The 18,582-nt window shown below is 62.4% G+C and carries 19 protein-coding genes; 17 read left to right on the top strand and 2 right to left on the bottom strand.

What is annotated here, in order from left to right:
* A complete protein-coding gene (locus AACO21_RS11605; RefSeq protein ID WP_346192679.1) occupies positions 1 to 639 on the bottom strand; it encodes a DUF47 family protein in 639 nt (212 codons plus the stop codon).
* 104 nt (positions 640 to 743) lie between these two features.
* On the opposite strand from AACO21_RS11605, the gene AACO21_RS11600 reads away from it, so the two are divergent.
* The 3 genes from AACO21_RS11600 to AACO21_RS11590 are packed head-to-tail and all read left to right on the top strand — an operon-like array spanning position 744 to position 2,970.
* Entirely contained in the window at positions 744 to 1,076 is a 333-nt protein-coding gene (locus AACO21_RS11600; RefSeq protein ID WP_346192678.1) for a hypothetical protein, read from the top strand.
* Positions 1,077 to 1,104: 28 nt separating this feature from the next.
* Positions 1,105 to 2,148, top strand: coding sequence for an aldo/keto reductase (locus AACO21_RS11595; protein ID WP_346192677.1), 1,044 nt, complete (start codon positions 1,105 to 1,107; stop codon positions 2,146 to 2,148).
* A 6-nt stretch (positions 2,149 to 2,154) separates the two neighbouring features.
* Positions 2,155 to 2,970, top strand: a complete 816-nt coding sequence (locus AACO21_RS11590; protein WP_346192676.1) for a ferritin-like domain-containing protein — start codon at positions 2,155 to 2,157, stop codon at positions 2,968 to 2,970.
* On the opposite strand, the gene AACO21_RS11585 is transcribed toward AACO21_RS11590, so the two are convergent.
* Positions 2,936 to 5,848 carry a response regulator gene (locus AACO21_RS11585; protein WP_346192675.1) on the bottom strand — a complete coding sequence of 971 codons (2,913 nt, stop codon included), beginning with the start codon at positions 5,846 to 5,848 and terminating at the stop codon, positions 2,936 to 2,938. The two genes, AACO21_RS11590 and AACO21_RS11585, sit on opposite strands and share 35 nt — an antisense overlap.
* Before the next feature lie 334 nt (positions 5,849 to 6,182).
* Here AACO21_RS11585 and AACO21_RS11580 point away from each other — a divergent pair, with 334 nt between their 5' ends.
* The 14 genes from AACO21_RS11580 to AACO21_RS11515 all read left to right on the top strand — a co-directional run bounded on the left by AACO21_RS11580 (position 6,183) and on the right by AACO21_RS11515 (position 18,581).
* The gene (locus tag AACO21_RS11580) at positions 6,183 to 8,039 is read left to right on the top strand and encodes a DEAD/DEAH box helicase (RefSeq protein WP_346192674.1); all 1,857 of its coding nucleotides are present in this window, start codon (positions 6,183 to 6,185) and stop codon (positions 8,037 to 8,039) included.
* A 215-nt stretch (positions 8,040 to 8,254) separates the two neighbouring features.
* Positions 8,255 to 8,500, top strand: a complete 246-nt coding sequence (locus AACO21_RS11575; protein ID WP_346192673.1) for a hypothetical protein — start codon at positions 8,255 to 8,257, stop codon at positions 8,498 to 8,500.
* Between the two features lie 20 nt (positions 8,501 to 8,520).
* The gene (gene rpsD / locus AACO21_RS11570; RefSeq protein WP_346192672.1) at positions 8,521 to 9,138 is read left to right on the top strand and encodes a 30S ribosomal protein S4; all 618 of its coding nucleotides are present in this window, start codon (positions 8,521 to 8,523) and stop codon (positions 9,136 to 9,138) included.
* 6 nt (positions 9,139 to 9,144) lie between these two features.
* Entirely contained in the window at positions 9,145 to 9,924 is a 780-nt protein-coding gene (locus AACO21_RS11565) for an EAL domain-containing protein (protein ID WP_346192671.1), read from the top strand.
* Between the two features lie 116 nt (positions 9,925 to 10,040).
* Positions 10,041 to 10,247, top strand: a complete 207-nt coding sequence (locus tag AACO21_RS11560) for a hypothetical protein (protein WP_346192670.1) — start codon at positions 10,041 to 10,043, stop codon at positions 10,245 to 10,247.
* The gene (locus AACO21_RS11555) at positions 10,244 to 11,524 is read left to right on the top strand and encodes a DUF2325 domain-containing protein (protein ID WP_346192669.1); all 1,281 of its coding nucleotides are present in this window, start codon (positions 10,244 to 10,246) and stop codon (positions 11,522 to 11,524) included. Before AACO21_RS11560 ends, AACO21_RS11555 begins: the two co-directional genes overlap by 4 nt.
* A gap of 75 nt (positions 11,525 to 11,599) precedes the next feature.
* Positions 11,600 to 11,770, top strand: a complete 171-nt coding sequence (locus tag AACO21_RS11550) for a hemin uptake protein HemP (RefSeq protein ID WP_346192668.1) — start codon at positions 11,600 to 11,602, stop codon at positions 11,768 to 11,770.
* 91 nt (positions 11,771 to 11,861) lie between these two features.
* Positions 11,862 to 12,509, top strand: a complete 648-nt coding sequence (locus AACO21_RS11545) for a TonB family protein (RefSeq protein WP_346192667.1) — start codon at positions 11,862 to 11,864, stop codon at positions 12,507 to 12,509.
* Between the two features lie 2 nt (positions 12,510 to 12,511).
* Entirely contained in the window at positions 12,512 to 13,246 is a 735-nt protein-coding gene (locus AACO21_RS11540; protein ID WP_346192666.1) for a MotA/TolQ/ExbB proton channel family protein, read from the top strand.
* A 1-nt stretch (position 13,247) separates the two neighbouring features.
* Complete coding sequence (locus AACO21_RS11535) at positions 13,248 to 13,673, top strand: biopolymer transporter ExbD (protein ID WP_346192665.1); 426 nt, start codon at positions 13,248 to 13,250, stop codon at positions 13,671 to 13,673.
* A gap of 72 nt (positions 13,674 to 13,745) precedes the next feature.
* The gene (locus AACO21_RS11530) at positions 13,746 to 15,881 is read left to right on the top strand and encodes a TonB-dependent receptor (protein WP_346192664.1); all 2,136 of its coding nucleotides are present in this window, start codon (positions 13,746 to 13,748) and stop codon (positions 15,879 to 15,881) included.
* Between the two features lie 14 nt (positions 15,882 to 15,895).
* Positions 15,896 to 16,390, top strand: coding sequence for a TlpA disulfide reductase family protein (locus AACO21_RS11525; RefSeq protein WP_346192663.1), 495 nt, complete (start codon positions 15,896 to 15,898; stop codon positions 16,388 to 16,390).
* An 11-nt stretch (positions 16,391 to 16,401) separates the two neighbouring features.
* Positions 16,402 to 18,336, top strand: a complete 1,935-nt coding sequence (feoB, locus tag AACO21_RS11520; RefSeq protein ID WP_346192662.1) for a ferrous iron transport protein B — start codon at positions 16,402 to 16,404, stop codon at positions 18,334 to 18,336.
* Positions 18,337 to 18,338: 2 nt separating this feature from the next.
* A complete protein-coding gene (locus AACO21_RS11515) occupies positions 18,339 to 18,581 on the top strand; it encodes a ferrous iron transport protein A (protein WP_346192661.1) in 243 nt (80 codons plus the stop codon).
* Position 18,582 lies beyond the last annotated feature (1 nt).

Here is an 18,582-nt window from a genome sequence, read left to right as displayed (position 1 = left end):
TCAGGAGTTTTCGAGAACAATGGCCTCAATGGTGCTGGCAACATCCTTGCAGCGGTCGCTCACAGCCTCCAGCAAAGCGTAGATTTCCTTCAGCTTGACGACCTGAAGGACATTGGGTTCTTCGCGGAAGAGCTTGGACATCGACTCGCGCAGCATGCGGTCGGCGTCGGATTCCAGATCGTCGATCTGGTGGCAGCGCTTCAGGATTTCCGGGGCGTTCTGCATCGAATGCAGGAGTTTCACGGCGGCTTCGACCGTGGCACAACAGTGGTCGGTGACATCGGCCAGATTGACGATATCAAGCGGCACCTTGTGGATGTCGTACAGGGAAACCGATTCGGCCACATCCTGGATGATGTCCAGAATGTCATCCATCTGGTTGATCAGCTGATGGATCTCATCCCGGTCGAACGGGGTGATGAAGGAGGTATGCAACTGCTCAAGGGTGCTGTGGGTGATCTGATCAGCCTTACGCTCCAGCAGATCGATTTCTGCAGAATACTTTTCCACATCGTCCGACCCCTTGGACAAGGCGCCGACCAAACCGGAGAGGGCCTTACCGCCCTTCGTGATGAGTTCCGCGTGTGCGTTGAAAAGATCGAAATACTTGCCCTCTTTGGGCATCAGCCGTCCGAACATGACAGTCCTGTTTAAGTTATGTTACAGCCTCACATTCTAGCACGCGCCCCCATGCTGCACCCTGACAACAGCCCGCCAATCGGTGCTTCCCGTTAAAATGTGGCATGCACAGCAACAGCTTTCCCGCCGACGCATTTGGCGACCCCTTCGAAATTGACGCCCTGCCCCTGCCACGTCCAGCAGTCGGCTACGGGGTACAACGACTCGATACCGATACTTTGCTCGACCCCCGACAGGGGCGACTGGTGCCGGTACGCGAAGCGGGACTGGCCTGCCGGTTTGCCCGCTTTGACGAAGCACATGCCGCAGCGGCAGCCTGGCTGCAGACACGGGAAACCGGCGCCGACGATCATCATCTGGCCATCGTGCCGCTGGGCTACGACACATTTCTTGAACGGCATGTCCTGATTTACGGCGTGCTCTGCGGTCAACCCTGATTTTTGCCTGTTTTTGCGGAGTATCGACATGGCTTATCCCCGTCGCCCCCTGGGCAGCAGCAACCTGAACATTCCGGACATTTGCCTGGGTACGATGACCTTCGGCGAGCAGACTTCGGAAGCCGATGCGCATGCCCAGCTCGATTGCGCGCTGGCCGCCGGCATCAATTTCATCGACACGGCTGAGATGTACGCCGTGCCCGCCCGCGCCGAAACCTGCGGCGCCAGCGAGAGCATCGTCGGCAACTGGCTGGCTCGCCAGCCGCGCGACAAAGTCATCATCGCCACCAAAGTCGCCGGACCAGCCCGCAGCCTGACCTGGCTGCGCAACGGCCCGCTGGCCATGGACCGCGCCAATATCCGTGCAGCGGTCGAAGCTTCCCTGAAACGCCTGCGTACCGACTACATCGATCTCTATCAATTGCACTGGCCCGAGCGCAACCAGCCGATGTTCGGTCAATGGCAATTCGACCCCAAGGCCGAGCGCGGCGCCACGCCGATCCGCGAGCAACTGGAAGCGCTGGCAGAGCTGGTCAAGGAAGGCAAAGTGCGTGCCGTTGGCGTCTCCAACGAGCACCCCTGGGGCATCATGCAGTTTGTCCGCCTGGCCGATGAACTGGGGTTGCCACGGATTGCCTCGACACAAAACGCGTACAGCCTGCTCAACCGGACGTTCGAAAGCACCTTGACCGAAGTCTGCCACCGCGAACAGGTCGGGCTGCTTGCCTATTCACCCCTCGCATTCGGCCACCTGACCGGCAAATACCTGGCTGATCCGCAAGCACCGGGCCGCCTCACGACATGGCCTTTCTTTGGTCAGCGCTACGCCAAACCGGGCGTTGCCCCGGCTGTCGCCAGCTACGTCGAACTTGCCCAGCGCCACGACATGACTCCAACCCAGCTGGCCCTGGCCTTTGTCCGTTCGCGGTGGTTTGTCGCCAGCACCATCATCGGTTGCTCCTCCCTGGCACAACTGGAAAGCATCCTTGCCAAACTCGATACGCCGATCCCGGATGAACTCCTCGCCGAGATCGATGCCATTCATCTGCGCTGCCCGAACCCGGCCCCTTGATCCACCATGACTGATTCCGTTTTTCCCCGGCTGGCAGCCGCGTTGGCCACGCCGGATATCGATGAAAAAATCCGGTTGACCGCCGCCCTGGCCGCCGATTGGCAGGCCGGGACGCTGACCCATGAGTCAGGCGAGCCGCCTGAGTTGGTGTGCGGCATCCCGGCCAGGCCCGAACTGGTCTCCCCGCGCAAGGTACCGACCCGTAATCCGAAAAGCCCCGAAGGCCGTGCCCGCCTTTTGCACGCCATCGTGCACATCGAGTTTTCAGCCATCAATCTGGCACTCGACCACGCTGCCCGCTTCCCGGGGCAAACCAAAGCCTATTACGATGACTGGATCGGCGTCGCCGCGGAAGAAGCGGATCACTTCACGCTGTTGCGCCGCCGCCTGCAGACGATGGGCCACGATTACGGTGATTTTCCGGCCCATGCCGGCCTCTGGGCCATGGCAGAAAAGACGGCGGATGACATCGTCGCCCGCATGGCACTGGTTCCCCGGCTGCTCGAAGCACGCGGCCTCGACGCCACGCCCCCCATTCAGGCCCGTCTGCTCGAAGCCGGCGACACAGAAAGTGCCGCCGCCCTCGACATCATCCTGCGCGACGAAATCGGCCATGTCGGCCTGGGCGACCGCTGGTTCCGCTTTTTCTGCGGTCAACGCGGTCTGGATGCCGAAATCACCTACCGCACCCTGCTCGAACGCTACGACGCGCCGTGGCCACAGGCGCCGATGAATACCGCTGCCCGCCTGGCGGCCGGCTTCAGCGAAACAGAACTGAATACCCTGATCAGCGCGCGTCCGCAGCGGCAGACAGCCACGTAAGCAGGGTTTCGTACAGCTTCTCCGGATTGACGGGCTTGGCAATATGCCCATCCATCCCGGCCGCCTTGCACACTTCGACGTCCTCCTCGAAGGCGTTGGCGGACAAGGCCAGGATGGGCAAGCCCTGCCCTTGGGGCAGGGCGCGGATGCGCCGGGTGGCCTCAAGGCCATCCATGACCGGCATCTGCACATCCATCAAAACCAGGTCATAGGTCTTGGCTTGCACCTTGGCCAGGGCCTGCGCCCCATCCTCGGCAGTCTCGACCTCGAGATTGACGTTGCTCAGCAGTTCCATCGCAACTTCGCGGTTGATCTCGTTATCCTCGGCAAGCAGGATGCGAGCACCTGCATGGCTTTCGCGCAAGGCCGCTTCGATACTGATCCCGGGCAGGGCAGCAAACGCAGGCGCCATTGGGCGCCCGACGACATCGACCAGCGTGTCGTACAGACTGGACGCCGACACCGGCTTACTCAGGACTGCATGAAACCCGGCACCCGACCAGGTATCGTCCATCAAATCGGCATCATAGGCCGTCACCAGCAGATAATGCGGCCGATGTTGCAAAGGCATTGCCCCCAGACGACGGGCCGCCTCAACACCATCCATACCTGGCATCCGCCAGTCGAACAGAACAATTTCAAAAGGCGTCCCGGCTGCATCAGCCTCGGCAATCCGCTGCAAGCCGAGATAGCCGGAATCGCACTCGCTGACCCGCATGCCCTGACGGGCCAGCAGATCGACCAGCACCTGGCGCGCCTCCGGATGATCATCGACCACCAGCACGCGCTTCCCCTGCAGGGTCGCCACCGTCGGGCGAACCGGCAGGCGCGAATCATCATGCCCGAGGCGTGCCGTAAACCAGAAGGTGCTGCCTTTACCCGGCGCACTCTCGACACCGATCTCGCCACCCATCATGCGGGCCAGACGACGGCTGATCGCCAAACCGAGCCCGGTGCCGCCATATTTGCGTGTGGTTGAACTGTCCGCCTGCTCGAATGCCTCGAACAAACGCGGCATGACCGACTCCGGAATGCCGATCCCGGTATCCGCCACCTCAAAACGCAGCATCGCCTGGCCTCGTTCGCAGGACAACTGACGGGCCCGCAGCACAATACTGCCCCGCTCAGTGAACTTGAGCGCATTGCCGACAAAATTGAGCAGTATCTGGCGCAGACGCAAAGCATCCCCGCGAAAAACCCCGCTCACCTCCGGCGCGATATCCAAGACCAGTTCCAGGCCCCGCGCATGCGCCCGCTCCACCGCCATGCCCGAGACAGCCTCAAAAACCCGCTCGATTTCAAAGCTGGCCGACTCCAGATGCAATTTGCCGGACTCAATCTTCGAGATATCGAGAATGTCGTTGATCACCGACAGCAGGTGGTGGGCCGCATCGTTGATTTTTGCCAGGCGCTCCTTTTGAGCGGGTTGCGTGAGTTCCCGGCTCAACAAATGCGTCAGGCCGACGATGGCATTCATCGGCGTGCGGATTTCGTGGCTCATGTTGGCCAGGAACGCGCTCTTCGAGCGACTGGCCTGCTCGGCCGCATCGCGGGCCTTGGCAAGTGCCAGATTGGCCTCCGCCAGATCTTCGGTGCGCTCGGCAACGCGATGGTCGAGATCTTCCCCCCAGGTACGCAAGGCGCTCGTCTGCTGATCGATGGTATCGAGCAAGCGGTCAAAGAGGCGCGACATGCGGGCCAGTTCATCATCGCCCTCGACTGCACCAACCCGCGCCTCGACCTGCCCCTGATACACGGCATGCATGGCCCCCTCCAGGCGACCCAGCGGATTCAGGATGGACTGCATCAGACGCCAGGCCAGCCAGGTCGCCACAGACACCGCCAAGCCGATACCAAGCAGAATCCAGGTCAGCGCCTGCCAACGCATGGCGACGAAAGGCGCCTCCGGAAAACCGACGTACAGCATGCCAATCCGTTGTCCGCGTAGATCCAGCAAGGGTTCATAGGCGGAATAGGCCCACTGGTCGACGACAAATGCACGCTGCACCCAGCGCTCCCCCTGATCCAGTACGGATGCCTTCACTTCCCGGGATACCCGAGTGCCCACTTTGCGAACGTGAACACCGCCCACGCTGGTCGCAATCCGTACATCATCGAGAAAAACGGTTGCCCAGCCTTCGCCGTCACGCTTCAACAGACTGGCCGCCGCTATGGCACGCGACAGGTAATCGACAAAATCCGTTGTCCGGTTGAGCAGGCGACCGCCGACCACCGTCCCCAGTACCTTTCCCTGCGTATCCTTCATCGGCGCAGCACTGACGATGAACAGGCCGCGCGTCTCTTCCGTTCGGTCTGTCGGCGTTGCATTGTCCGTCGGCACCAGTTGAATCCGCGCCTTATTCACCAGATTCGGTGACAAACGCGCCATGGCCGCCACATCAAGGACCTCCAGGCCAACCAACGCGCGGGCACTGGCACGTGCCTCGCCGGCCACATGCAAGGACGGATACGAGTCCCCTTCCGATACCCCATGCGCCGCCCCGGCAACATGCCCCTCGGCGTCCAGCACGGCAAGAAAATCGAATTTCAGGTTTTCAGCCCGTGAATGCAGCACATCGCCCAGCCCGATATCCGTATGTACCCCTGTCTTCAGCTTCTGCAAACGCTGAGATGCGGCCAGACTTTCCACCTCTTCGGCCAGTTCTTGCTGCATGTGTTGCAAATGTGTCCTGGCCAGCACCAAATCCGCATCCGCCTTGTGCAGCATCAGGCGATCGAAATAGCTGTTTGCAAACAGGAAGAGAATGATCGCCAATAACGGGAAAGCCAGCAGCGGCACCGAGGCGAGCAAGGACATTCGCGCGCGCAGGGAGACCCCTCCCATGGTGCGCAGCGTTCTCCCGATCTGCAATTTCATTATTTTTATTTACCCCGCTTGAGCGTGCCATTTTGGCAGCATCGATGATGCCTCAGACCCAGGGGAATTGCCACCTGCGGACCTCCCGGATTCACGGCGGCCCCAAAATCGAGTAAACTAATGTTATCAATGCGTTGATTGCATCGCCCGCAGTTCCACTGAGCAGCCCCCGGTTTTTTGTGCGCAGTTCCAGCTTTTGCAGGTTTCACCCCATTGATTCATTCCCCGGTAAGGCTGCATCGGGGTTCTCCAGGCCGCCCGCCACTCGGGCACTTATTCCGCACGTCCGCCGGAACACAATTCCGTGCACGCGACGAGGAAAGGAAACAACACCATGTCGACCACCGTCGAAAGCTTTGCCGATCTCGGCCTGAGCGAGTCGCTCCTCAAGACACTCTCCGAAATCGGTTACGAAACCCCCTCCCCGATTCAAGCCCAGTGCATCCCCATCCTGCTCGATGGCCATGACATTCTGGGCATGGCCCAGACCGGCACCGGCAAGACTGCCGCCTTTGCGCTGCCGCTGATGGAAACCATCGATATCAAGGTCAACAAGCCGCAGGCGCTGATCCTGACCCCGACGCGCGAACTCGCCATCCAGGTGGCCGAAGCCCTGCAAAGCTACGCCAAGAACCTGCCCGGTTTCCACGTCCTGCCGATCTACGGCGGCCAGAGCTATACCATCCAGCTGAAGCAGCTGGCACGCGGCGCCCACGTCATCGTCGGCACGCCGGGTCGCGTCATGGATCACCTGGAACGCAAGACCCTCAATCTCGACAACCTGAAGACCCTGGTGCTGGACGAAGCCGACGAAATGCTGCGCATGGGCTTCATCGACGACGTCGAGTGGATTCTCGAACACACCCCGGAAGAGCATCAGACCGCCCTCTTCTCCGCCACCATGCCGGAGCAGATCCGCCGCGTTGCCCAGAAATACCTGGCCGATCCGAAGGAAGTGAAAATCAAGGCTGCCACGGCCACCGTCGCCGCCATCCGTCAGGTTTACTGGCAGGTTTCCGGCATGCACAAGCTGGATGCGCTGACCCGCATCCTGGAAGTCGAGGACGAATTCGACGCCGCCATCATCTTCGTGCGCACCAAGACCGCCACGGTGGAACTGGCCGACAAGCTGAACGCCCGCGGCTATGCCGCCGCCGCCCTGAACGGCGACCTGAACCAGCAGATGCGCGAACGCGTCATCGAACAGCTCAAGTCGGGCACGCTGGACATCGTCATCGCCACCGACGTGGCCGCCCGCGGCATCGACGTGCCGCGTATCAGCCACGTGGTGAACTACGACATTCCGTACGACACCGAAGCCTACGTGCACCGCATCGGCCGTACCGGCCGCGCCGGCCGTAACGGCCACGCCATCCTCTTCGTCGCCCCGCGCGAAGTACGCATGCTGCGCACCATTGAGCGCGCCACGCGCCAGGCAATCGCGCCGCTGACCCTGCCCTCGCGTGCAGACGTCACCAACAAGCGCGTTGCCAGCTTCAAGGAAAAAGTCGCCGAGGTGCTCAACGCCGAAGGCCTGGACTTCTTCGCCAACATCGTTTCCCAGATCGCCGAAGAGCAGAACGTCAGCGCCGAGGAAGTCGCAGCAGCACTCGCCATGATGGCCCAGTCCGGCAAGCCGCTGCAGATTGGCGGCGAAGATCCCCCGCCGCCGCGCAATTTCGACAACAACGACCGTCGACCGTCGGGTTTCGGCGACCGTGAGCGCAAGCCCCGCTTCGAGCGTGATGGCGAACAACGCGGTGATCGTCCGCGCTTCGAAGACCGTGGCGAACGCCCGCGTCGCGAAGACCGCCCGCAGCGCGGCGCACCGGCAGGTGACATGGTGCGCTACCGCATCGACGTGGGCCGGGACAACGGTGTTGAAGTCCGTGACATCGTCGGTGCCATCGCCAACGAAGCCGGTATCGAAAGCCGTTTTATCGGTCGCATCGGCCTCTATGACGAGTCGAGCACGGTTGAATTGCCGGCCGGCATGCCGGCCGAAGCCGCCAACGCGCTGAAGCGTACGCGCATCCGTGGCGTGCCGATCAACCTGCGCCCAGACGAAGGCCGCCCGGCCGGCAGCTTCGCCCCGCGCGGCGATGGCGAACGCAAGTTCAATGGCGATCGCCCGGAACGTCGCTTTGACGGCGAACGCAAGTTCAAGAAAAAGCCTTACGGCGACCGCTGAGTCATTCTCATCGCCCACCCAAAGCCACGCATTTGCGTGGCTTTTTTTTCGTCTATCGGGCCAACCCCGTCAATCCCGCTTGACACCATGCGCTCAAATAATAATAATTCTCATTAACAGCCAGCCAGCACCCTTGCCAGCCAGCCATCTTTCTCAACCATGAGATGGCGACTCTCCTGACGCCGCCCTCTCCAGGATACGGAGTCGCTGTGCTGATGAACGACACCCCCACCGCACTTGCCCGCCTGCTGGCGCAGATGACGCGCTTTTCCTGCCTGGGCAGCCCGGAACTGGCCGCCCAGATCTGTCAGTCGCTGGACGACCTCGCCCACCTGCCCGACGGCCAACTGCCGACCTGCATCCGGCATTCCCTGCCCCTGCTGCGCGAGGAGTGGACCATCCTCCACGCCGCGATCGCAGACGAGACCCCAAGCCACCGGCTGGTCGCCACCCTTCACTAATTGCTTCCAGGAGTGTTCCCATGTCCCGCTACACCGGCCCCCGCCTCAAAGTCCTCCGCGCCCTCGGCGTCGACCTGCCCGGCCTCAGCCGCAAATCGATGCAGGATCGCCCACAGCCCCCCGGGCAACACGGCGCGCGCAAACTGACCGCCCGCAAATCCGGTTATGGCCTGCAATTGCTGGAAAAACAGAAGTTGCGCTACAACTACGGCCTGACCGAAAGCCAGTTGCGCCGCGTCGTTGCCGATGCCAAGAAGCATCGCGGCGCAACGGGTGAAAAACTGGTCGAACTGCTCGAACGCCGCCTCGACAATCTGGTTTTCCGCGCCGGCTTCGCACCGACCATTCCGGCCGCCCGCCAGCTCATTTCGCACGGACATATCCGGCTCAACGGCAAACGGGTCACCATTCCGTCAATCCGGGTCAAGGCTGGCGACCAGTTCGGCCCGCGCGAAAGCGCCCGCCAGCATCCGGTCATCCAGCAGAATCTGGCCGACCCGGCGCTGTTGCGCCCGGAATGGATCGCTTTCGATGGCAATCAACTGGCCGCCACCCTGAGTCACCTGCCCGGAGGAGATGCCGCGGCCTTCCCGCTCGACCTGCCGAAGGTGGTCGAGTACTACGCCACCCGGATGTAAGCCAGCATGACCACACCCCGGAAAGCGCTTCCCGAGATTCACCCGCACACCATTCTGGATTGCCTGATCCGGCAGCGCTTTGGCGTCGAATACCAGCCGATGATCTGCCTCCAGACCGGGGAAACGCGCTGCCATGAAGCCTTGGCCCGCTTCGTGGCAGCCGATGGCAGCGCCCTGCCACCGGATCGCGTGTTCGAAGCCCTGCACGACAATCCGCTTCTGCTGCTGCATGCCGAACTGGAAACCAAGCGGCTGCAACTGGCCGAAGCGCCGACGCACGGCCTGCTCTTCGTCAATCTCGATCCGGACAGTTATGCCGTCGGCGAGGCAGAGAAAGGCGACAACATCTTCCTGCCCCTGCTGGGCGAGCAGCGTCAGCGCCTGGTTGTCGAAGTCATCGAAAACCTGCATCTGCAGGACGTCGACCGCTCGGAACGCATGATGGCCGACCTGGATCGCCAGCGCATCCGTCAGGCCATCGACGATCTCTCGTCGTCACGCGGCCTGGTCTCCTACGCGGCCCTGATGAATGCCACCTTCCTGAAATTCGACCGTTCCTGGCTGGCCCGCGAACTCTCGGCCAAGCAACGCACCATCCTGACCTGGGCACTGGCTCAGGCGGTCGACCTCGGTCTGACGACCATTCTTGAAGGCGTGGAAACCCAGGAACACCTGGCCATGGCCCGCCAATACGGCTTCGACCTCGCTCAGGGCTTCCTTTTCCGTGACCGTTTTATCCGGCGCGGCTGTCAGGCGAAAAGCCTGGCAAGCCCGTGCCCAGCCTGATTGCCGGAGCATCACGATGCACAGTCTGTTCCTGAATACCACGCTTGCCGGATGCCTCCTCTGGATGCTGCTCTCCGGCATCCCTACCTGACCCCACGTCTGCCAAGGAGTCGCTCATGCCCGCCCCGGAACTTTGGGCTGCCGCCCTGAGCCTTGTGCTCATTCACGCCGAGACCGCCTGCCCCCACTCGGCGCTCAACGCCTCACGCCTGCTCGAACGCCTCGGCGATCTGGAAGGCATCGACCCGGACACCCGCAATCTGTGCGAGCGCGCCAGCCAGCGCCTGAGCCGGGATGCACGCCCGGAAGGACGCCCCGCATGAACGCCCCCTTTCCTTTCGCACGACTGAACGGCCTCTTTCCGGGAAGCAGCGCCGCCATCACGCCCCCTGCCACGGCCCTCCCCCCGCCCCCCGCACCGCGCTTCCCTGTTACAGCACCCTTGGAAAAACGCACGCATCAGCGCCGCAAGCTCTGGGCCCTGCCCCATAAATGCCATTGTCCCCTGATCGGCACCTGCTTTGAAGTCGATGCTCTACGCCAGACCATGGCCCGGGTCATGCATTTTCCTCGCGACACCAGCGACTTTGTCCTGCATACCACGGCAGTCGGTGCCTGCGAGGAGCGTACCCCCCTTGCCGAACTGCTGCACAAGGCGCTGGAAAAGCGTTATGCACGTCACATCCAGGACCTAAAATCCCTGCGCACCCCGGACGAACTGGCCGCCATATGGGAAGCTGCGCTCAGCAAAGGCCAGGACATCCCCGGCCTGCTCTGGAGCATCTGGACCCATCCGGCATGCGATAGCGCCCTGGAGCACACCCTCTACGGCGATATCCACATGCTGCAGCACCAGATTGGCAGTGGCGCCCGGGCCGATCTGGACACACTGCGGCGCCTGCAACAGCGCAGCGATGAATTGCAGCGGCAACTCGAGGCAAGCCGCCAGGAAAATGCGGTGCTGCGTCAGGAAAAGTCGCGGGAAACCCGCAATCTGGCCGACCGCATCACGGCCCTGCGCATCGAGAGCACCGGCAAGGACGCCATGATCGCCAACCTGAGCAGCGAACTGAGCCGACTGCGTGAGACGCTGCCGGATTTGAAAGACCGCCAGCAACTGGCCCGCCGTATGCGCGACGCCGAAGCACGTGCCAGCACGCTGACCCAGCAGGTCAGGACCCTTGAGAACCTTCTTGCCAGCCAGCAACGCCCAAGCCCTCTTCCCCCCCAACTTTCTCCGCCTTCCCCTTGCCCGGGGCACACACCGGAGCCTGCGCATCTCGACGGACGCTGCATCCTCTGCGTCGGTGGCCGAAGCGGCAGCGTCGACGCCTATCGCGAACGGGTGGAGCAGCATGGTGGCCGCTTCCTGCACCACGATGGCGGAATCGAGGAAAGCCTGCACCGGATCGACGCGGCCCTGGCGGCTGCCGACCTGGTGATCTGCCAGGCGGGCTGCATCAGCCATAACGCTTACTGGCGCGTCAAAGAGCAGTGCAAACGCAGCGGCAAACCCTGCATCTACCTGAAAGCCGCCGGTACGAGCAGCTTCGAACGCATTATCCGGAGCGTCTGTGACGTACCGCTCGAAGCAGATTAACCCTTTTGTTCTATTGACAACAATTCTCGTTTACAACAAAATGAGATCAATTCTTGTTTGTATTCATTTTTACTGATGAATCCTCTGCCTAACACCCCACATCCTCTGCCCACTCTCGATACCGAGCGTCCCCGCGTTGATAGCAATGACATCCTGCGCGGCAATACCGCAATCGAGATCGAACATGCAGGCCAGCGCTACCTGTTGCGCGTCACCCGCGAAAACAAGCTGATCCTGACCAAATAAGTTTCTCCGTTGTCACCTCTCGCGCCCTTAGCCAGCCAGGCTCACCTCAGCCAGCCAGGGATTTTTTTCGCGAGCCACACTCTGGATTTTCATGAGCTACGCGCTTTCCCGTCCTTCCCCCTTCCAGCGTAGCGGTCTGCTGGGCGCAGTGATTGGCCTGCATGTTGCCGTCGGCCTGATCGTGGTCACCGCTAAAACCGTCGTTCCCCAGATCATGGAAATGCCCCTGGTCGTCGACATGTTGCCGGCCCCGGTTGAAATGAAGCAGCCGCAGCCCAAACCGCAGCCCCAGCCGGCCAAGCCCACGCCACAGAAGCCGGTCAGCACGCCCAAGCAGGCCACGCCGGCACTGGAAACCACGCAAAGCACCGTTCCGGCACCAGCCGCTCCTGTTGCAGCGCCGGCCGAGAGCAAGCCGGCCCCTGCCGCCCCCAGCACCGCCGCGAGCGAATCGGTCAGTCAGGCTCGTTTCGATGCCGACTACCTGAAAAACCCGGCCCCGGCCTATCCGCCGATGGCGCGCCGCATGGGCGAAGAAGGCAAGGTCATCCTGCGCGTTTCGGTCACGCCGCAAGGCAGCGCCGACGTGGTCGAGATCAAGACTTCTTCCGGCAGCCCGCGCCTCGATGAGTCGGCGCAGAAAACCGTTCGCACCTGGAAATTCATCCCGGCCAAACGCGGCGAGAGCGCCGTCCAGAGCTGGGTCCTCGTTCCCATCATTTTCAAATTGGAGCAGTAAGCATGCAGGAAAACGCATTCGGCATTAGTCACCTCTGGGCTGCCGGCGACACCGTCTCGCATTCCGTCGCCGTCATTCTGGCCCTGATGTCCATGGCCAGCTGGTACCTGATTCTGGCCAAGGCCTGGGACTGGTGGACCATGCGGCGTGCCGCCCGTGCCATCGGCAAATTCTGGGCTGCCACCAGCGTGGCCGAAGGCATCGAGCGCCTGCGTGATGCGGATGCCAACAGCCCCTACGCCCAACTGGCCGAGCAGGCCAATTGCTGCAATCACGAATGTGAGTCCGTGACCGGCCGCCTGGCTTCCCGTTTCGACCCGGCCGAGCAAATGGAACGCGCCCTGCGCCAGCAGCTGTCGACCACCCAGGCCGGCATGGAAAACGGCCTGACCCTGCTCGCCACGACGGGCGCCACCGCACCGTTCGTCGGCCTCTTCGGCACCGTTTGGGGGATTTACCACGCCCTGGTCGCCATCGGCCTGTCCGGTCAGGCTGCGCTGGAAAAGGTCGCCGGTCCGGTTGGCGAAGCGCTGATCATGACTGCCGCCGGCCTCGCCGTCGCCCTGCCTGCCGTCTTTGCCTACAACGCCTTTACCCGCGCCAACCGTGTCGTGCTGGCCGATCTGGATGCCTTTGCCCACGATCTGCACGCCTTCTTCACCGTCGGCAAACCCTTCGTCGCCAACAGCGCCCAGATTCACCCGATGCGCGCCCGTGCCGCCGCGGAGGCTGTATAACATGGCCATGGGCAGCTTCAACTCGGCCGGCAGCCAGATGCCGACGGCCGAAATCAACATGACGCCGCTGGTCGATGTGATGCTCGTCCTGCTCATCATCTTCATCATCACCGCGCCCCTGATGACGCACTCGGTGAAGGTCGATCTGCCGCGCGCCGCCAGCACGCCGAGCGAACAGAAACCGACCACGCTGCAGGTGGCGATCAATGCCGACAACGCCGTTTTCATCGGTGCTGACGCCGTCGACCGTAGCCAGCTCGAAGCCCGCTTCAAGGCGGCGGTCGACCAGGACGCCAACGTCGAAATGCACCTCAAGGCCGATCGTGCCACGCGCTATGAAGCCGTTGCCGAAACCATGAGTGCCGCCCGGCGTGCCGGTTTGTCCAAAATCGGCTTCGTCACCCAGCCGGGAGATGGGGCGCACTAAAACCTTCCGGCAGGCCGCCCCGGCGGCCTGCATCACACAGCAGAAAACAAAAAAGCAGACCAGGGAGATCACATGCACGCGTATCGTCCTACGCCCCTACTGGCGGCCATGCTCCTCGCCTTCGCCGCCCCCTTGATGGCGGCGGAAAAACAACTCGGTGAAGTCACGGTTTCGGGGGGCAACAGCGCTGCCGCCAAGGCGAAATTGCGCGACGAAATCGTCGCCACCGAATCAATCGGTGCCCGCGAAATCGAAAAAACTGGCGCAACGATGTTGACCGAAGTCCTGGACAAACGCCCGGGGATTGCCGTCCAGGCTGAATGTTCGATCTGCAACGTACGCAACGTGGTGCTGAACAACCTGCCGGGTCGCTACACCACCCTGCTCATTGATGGCATTCCGATTTTTTCCTCTGTGTCGACCGCCTATGGTCTGGACAGCGTGAATCTGGGCGGAGTCGAACGTATCGACATCTCACGTGGCGCCGGCACCAGCTTGATCGCACCGGAAGCCCTCGCAGGCTCGGTGAATATCGTCACCCGCCGCCCGAGCAAGGATGAGTTCATCGCCAACCAGCAATTTGGCCGCTACGGCCAATGGAGCACCGACCTCTTTGGCGCCAAAGCCTTCGAAGGCGGCGCACTGACCGCCAATTTCCAGCACAACACACACGATACGGTCGACGCCGACGGCAATGGCGTTTCCGAATACACCGGCTTCAAGCGGAACATCGCCGGTCTGGGCTTCTTCGTGGATGACCTGGGTGGTTTCAAGGTCAAAGGCCGCCTTGATTTGGTCGACGAAAAGCGCATGGGCGGCGCCATGGGCAAGGATTACAGCGGCGTCAAAGCAGATGGCAGCGGGAATCCTTTCAACTGGCGCGCCGGTCCGCACGGCTCCCCTGACGCCCGCGGCTGGGTCACCCCGGACGGCAGCGGCAGCGACACCCTGAGCAATGGTCAGGCCGGCAAGTTCTACAACGATGGCCTGGCTGGCATGTCCGAGATCATCTTTACCGACCGCAAGCAGATCGTCAGCAGCGCCACTCGTCGGCTGGGCGAAGGCAGCCTGCGCCTGGCTTTTGGCTACGCGAACCACAAGCAGGACTCCTTCTACGAAAAAGCAACGTATCGTGCCGAGCAAGACCAGTACTACCTGGAAGCCAGCACTCAGCAGCCTCTGGGAGAGACCCTGGTCACCACCGGCCTGAGCTACCGTTACGAAGACCTGCGCAGCCGGGGCACCGATGCCAGCGGCCGTATCAATGATGGGATCGACAACTACGTCTATCGCACGCCGGGTGCCTTCGTTCAGGCTTACCGAGCCCTCTTCGACGGCGACCTGGAACTCAACGGCTCTGTACGTCATGACGAACACAACATCTTTGGCGGCATCACCAGCCCGCGTCTGAGCGCCCTCTGGCACCATTCGCATGAACTCAACAGCCGCTTTGCCGTTGGTCATGGTTACCGGGCGCCGACCTCGTTCTTCGAGCAGGATCACGGCATCCTTGACACCACCCGCATCGTCCGCGAGATCAAGAAACCGGAAACTGCCGACAACGCCTCCTACGCCCTGTCCTACGCGGGCGACCGTCTGGCCTGGGTGACTTCGCTGAACTACAACCGGATCAAAAACATGGCCCTGCTCGACTCGGGCGCCACCGATCCGCTGACCGGCGAGGCCATCACCCGTTTCACGTCGGCCCAGAAACCCGTCACAGTAGTCGGAGGTGACCTGACCGTCACCTATAAGCTGACGCCGCAACTGGAAGCCACGGTCGCCGCAGAGCGTTTCAGCTACCGCTTTTCCGAAGCAGGCACGCTTGCTTTTGCCCGACCGGAGACACGCGCCTATCTGCGCCTGGACTACGAGAGCGGCCCCTGGACCGGCATGTTGCGCGGTACCTGGACCGGCCCGATGGATCTCGCCAAGTTTTACGATTACGCCAATAATCAGCGCTACAACTTCGATGGCACGAAGAAAATGGACAAGAGTCCTTCTTACTGGGTCATCGATCTGCGCGGCGAATACCGGCTGAACAAACAATGGTCAGCTTATCTCGGTATCGACAATGCGTTCGATTTCAAACAATCCGACAAAGAAAGCATGCTCTGGATCGACGGCGCCGGCAATTACGATGTCACCCACATCTGGGGCCCGAACCGTGGTCGCTTTGTCTATGGTGGCGTAAAGTTCACCCTGTGACACCAAGCCTTCGTTTGCTCCGTAGCCTTGGCCTCGCCCTCCTGGCGGGGCCATTTGCTTGTCCGACGGTCAACGCCGCCGAACAGGCCAAAAACGCGCTGGATTTTGAACTTCCGGGTCGCGAGGGTTTTATCCGCCTGGCAGCACTGCCTCCGGGGCTCACCCTGGTCAATTTCTGGCGCAGCGATTGCCCCCCCTGTGTACGCGAATTGCCGCTACTGGCAGACACAGCCCGTCAGACCGGCCTGCGTCTCATCGCCGTTGCCCTGCAACGCCCCCAGGAGACAGCCGGCAGCCCCGTTGATGTGCAGGCTGCCCTGCGTTCACCAACCCTTCTGCTCCACGGACCCAGTACGCCACAGGGCCTGCTCGCACGCTTTGGAAACCGAAGCGGCGCGCTACCCCACACCGTTCTTCTCGATCGCGACCGTCGCCCCTGCGCTCAGCGCACCGGCGAAGTCGACGCCACCTGGCTCAGCACAGCACTACAACGCTGCCAGGCCACCTGACACGACTCACCATGACGCCCAACGCACTACTTCTTGTCGGCCACCCCAACGTCGGCAAATCCGTTCTCTTCCATCGCCTCACCGGCGCCTACGTTAACGTTTCCAACTATCCCGGCACCACGGTCGAGGTGACCCGCGCCAATACCCGCTTCGACAAGACAGCGGTGCTGCTTGACACACCGGGCGTGCTGGCGCTGCCCTCGCGCAGCGATGACGAGCGCGCCACCATGCGCGCCCTGCTCAACGAATCCACACGCTGTCTGGTGCAGGTTGGCGATGCCAAGAATCTGCGCCGGACCTTGACCCTGACCGCCCTGCTGGCCGAACTCGGCCTGCCCATGGTGCTCGCCCTGAACATGCACGACGAGGCGGCCGCCCGCGGCGTCACCGTCGATGTCGATGCCCTCGGGCAAGCCCTGGATATTCCGGTCGTCACCACCGTTGCTACCGGCGGCGAGGGCATGGGCGAACTGACGCAGGCCATCGAAGCCGCCCGCCGCCCCGACACCCTGCTGCAATACGATCCAGAAATCGAAAGCCTGATCGCGCAGACCACTGCCGCCATCACGCGCCGGACCCCGCATCCCCATCTGGCAGCACGCGGTCTGGCCATCCTCTTTCTCGGTGGCGACGACGAAGTCAGCCAGTGGCTGGCCGCCCAGGCCGGCGAACACTTTGCCGAATTGCAGGCTTTGCGCCAGGCCCACGCCGGCACCGGCCCGCAGGCCTTGCCACCGCGCCTGGCCCGCGAACGGACGCAGGCCGCTGATGCCCTGGCTGGCAGCGTCATCCAGCGCGCCCCCAAGAGCAGCCCGCTCCTGTCGCAACGAATCGGCCAATATGTCGTGCATCCGGCCTGGGGTTGGCCCATCCTGCTCGGCGTATTGTTTGCCGTCTATGAATTCGTCGGTGTTTTCGGCGCCACCACATTGGTCGGCCTGATGGAGGAAGACCTGTTTGAAGGCATCCTCAACCCGGCCTTCACCGATTTCGTGCAGTCGACGGTCAACCTCCCCTGGCTGGCCGAAATGCTGGTCGGGCAATACGGTCTGTGGACCATGGGCATGACCTATGCGCTTGCCCTCATTCTGCCCATCGTCACGACCTTCTTCTTCGCCTTCGGCGTCCTCGAAGACTCCGGCTACCTGCCGCGCCTGACGGTGATCGCCAACCGCCTCTTTGCCGCGATTGGCCTGAATGGGCGGGCCGTCCTGCCCATGGTGCTCGGCCTCGGCTGCGTGACCATGGCCACGCTGACCACCCGCATCCTGCACTCACCGCGCGAACGCCTGATCACCAGCTTCCTGCTTGCCCTGGCCATTCCCTGCTCAGCGCAGTTGGGCGTCGTGCTCGGCATGCTGGGCGGCGTGTCTTTCCAGGCTGTGCTGATCTGGGCCCTGGCCATGGTCGGCGTGCTGCTGCTGGCCGGTTTCCTGGCCGCCCGACTGATTCCAGGCCGGCGCATTCCGCTGGTCACCGAAATGCCGCCGATGCGCCTGCCGATCCTCGGCAACGTGCTGAAAAAGACCGGCGGCCGACTCAAGTGGTATCTGATCGAAGTCATCCCGCTGTTCCTGCTCGGGACCTTCATCATGTTTGCACTCGACAAGATCGGCGCGCTGCCCGCCATCATCGAAGCCGGCGAACCGCTGGTCACCGGCTGGCTGGGCCTGCCCAAGGAGGCGTCCGCCGCTTTCGTGATGGGTTTCCTGCGCCGCGACTTCGGCGCAACCGGCCTCTTCGCCATGGCCGGCAGCCTGAGCCCGATTCAGGCCGTGGTCGGCATGATCACGATTACTCTGTTCATCCCCTGCTTCGCCAGCCTGATGATGATGGTCAAGGAACAAGGGGCGAAAACGGCCGCCACCATGGTTGGCCTGATCGTGCCCTTCGCTTTCCTGATTGGCGGCCTGTTCAACCTCGCCCTGCGGGCCCTCTGGAGCTGAGCATGCCCCCCAAACACGATGCCCGCCTGCCGCTGGCCTTCATCCAGCCCGGTCAAACCGTCCGTCTGGCCGCCCTCGGCGATGAGATCGATGCCCATCAGCGCGAACAGCTCACCGCCTACGGCCTGGCCGAACACCGCCCGCTGACTGTCCTGCAGCAAAAGCCGATGACCGTGATCCTGGCCGACGAGGTCGAACTGGCGCTTGAGCACCAGATCGCCCGTCACATCTGGGTCGAACGCTGAA

It is taken from the genome of Dechloromonas sp. ZS-1 (assembly GCF_039649255.1).
Classification (GTDB): Bacteria; Pseudomonadota; Gammaproteobacteria; order Burkholderiales; family Rhodocyclaceae; genus Azonexus.
This window is presented reverse-complemented; position numbering and strand designations above follow the sequence as displayed.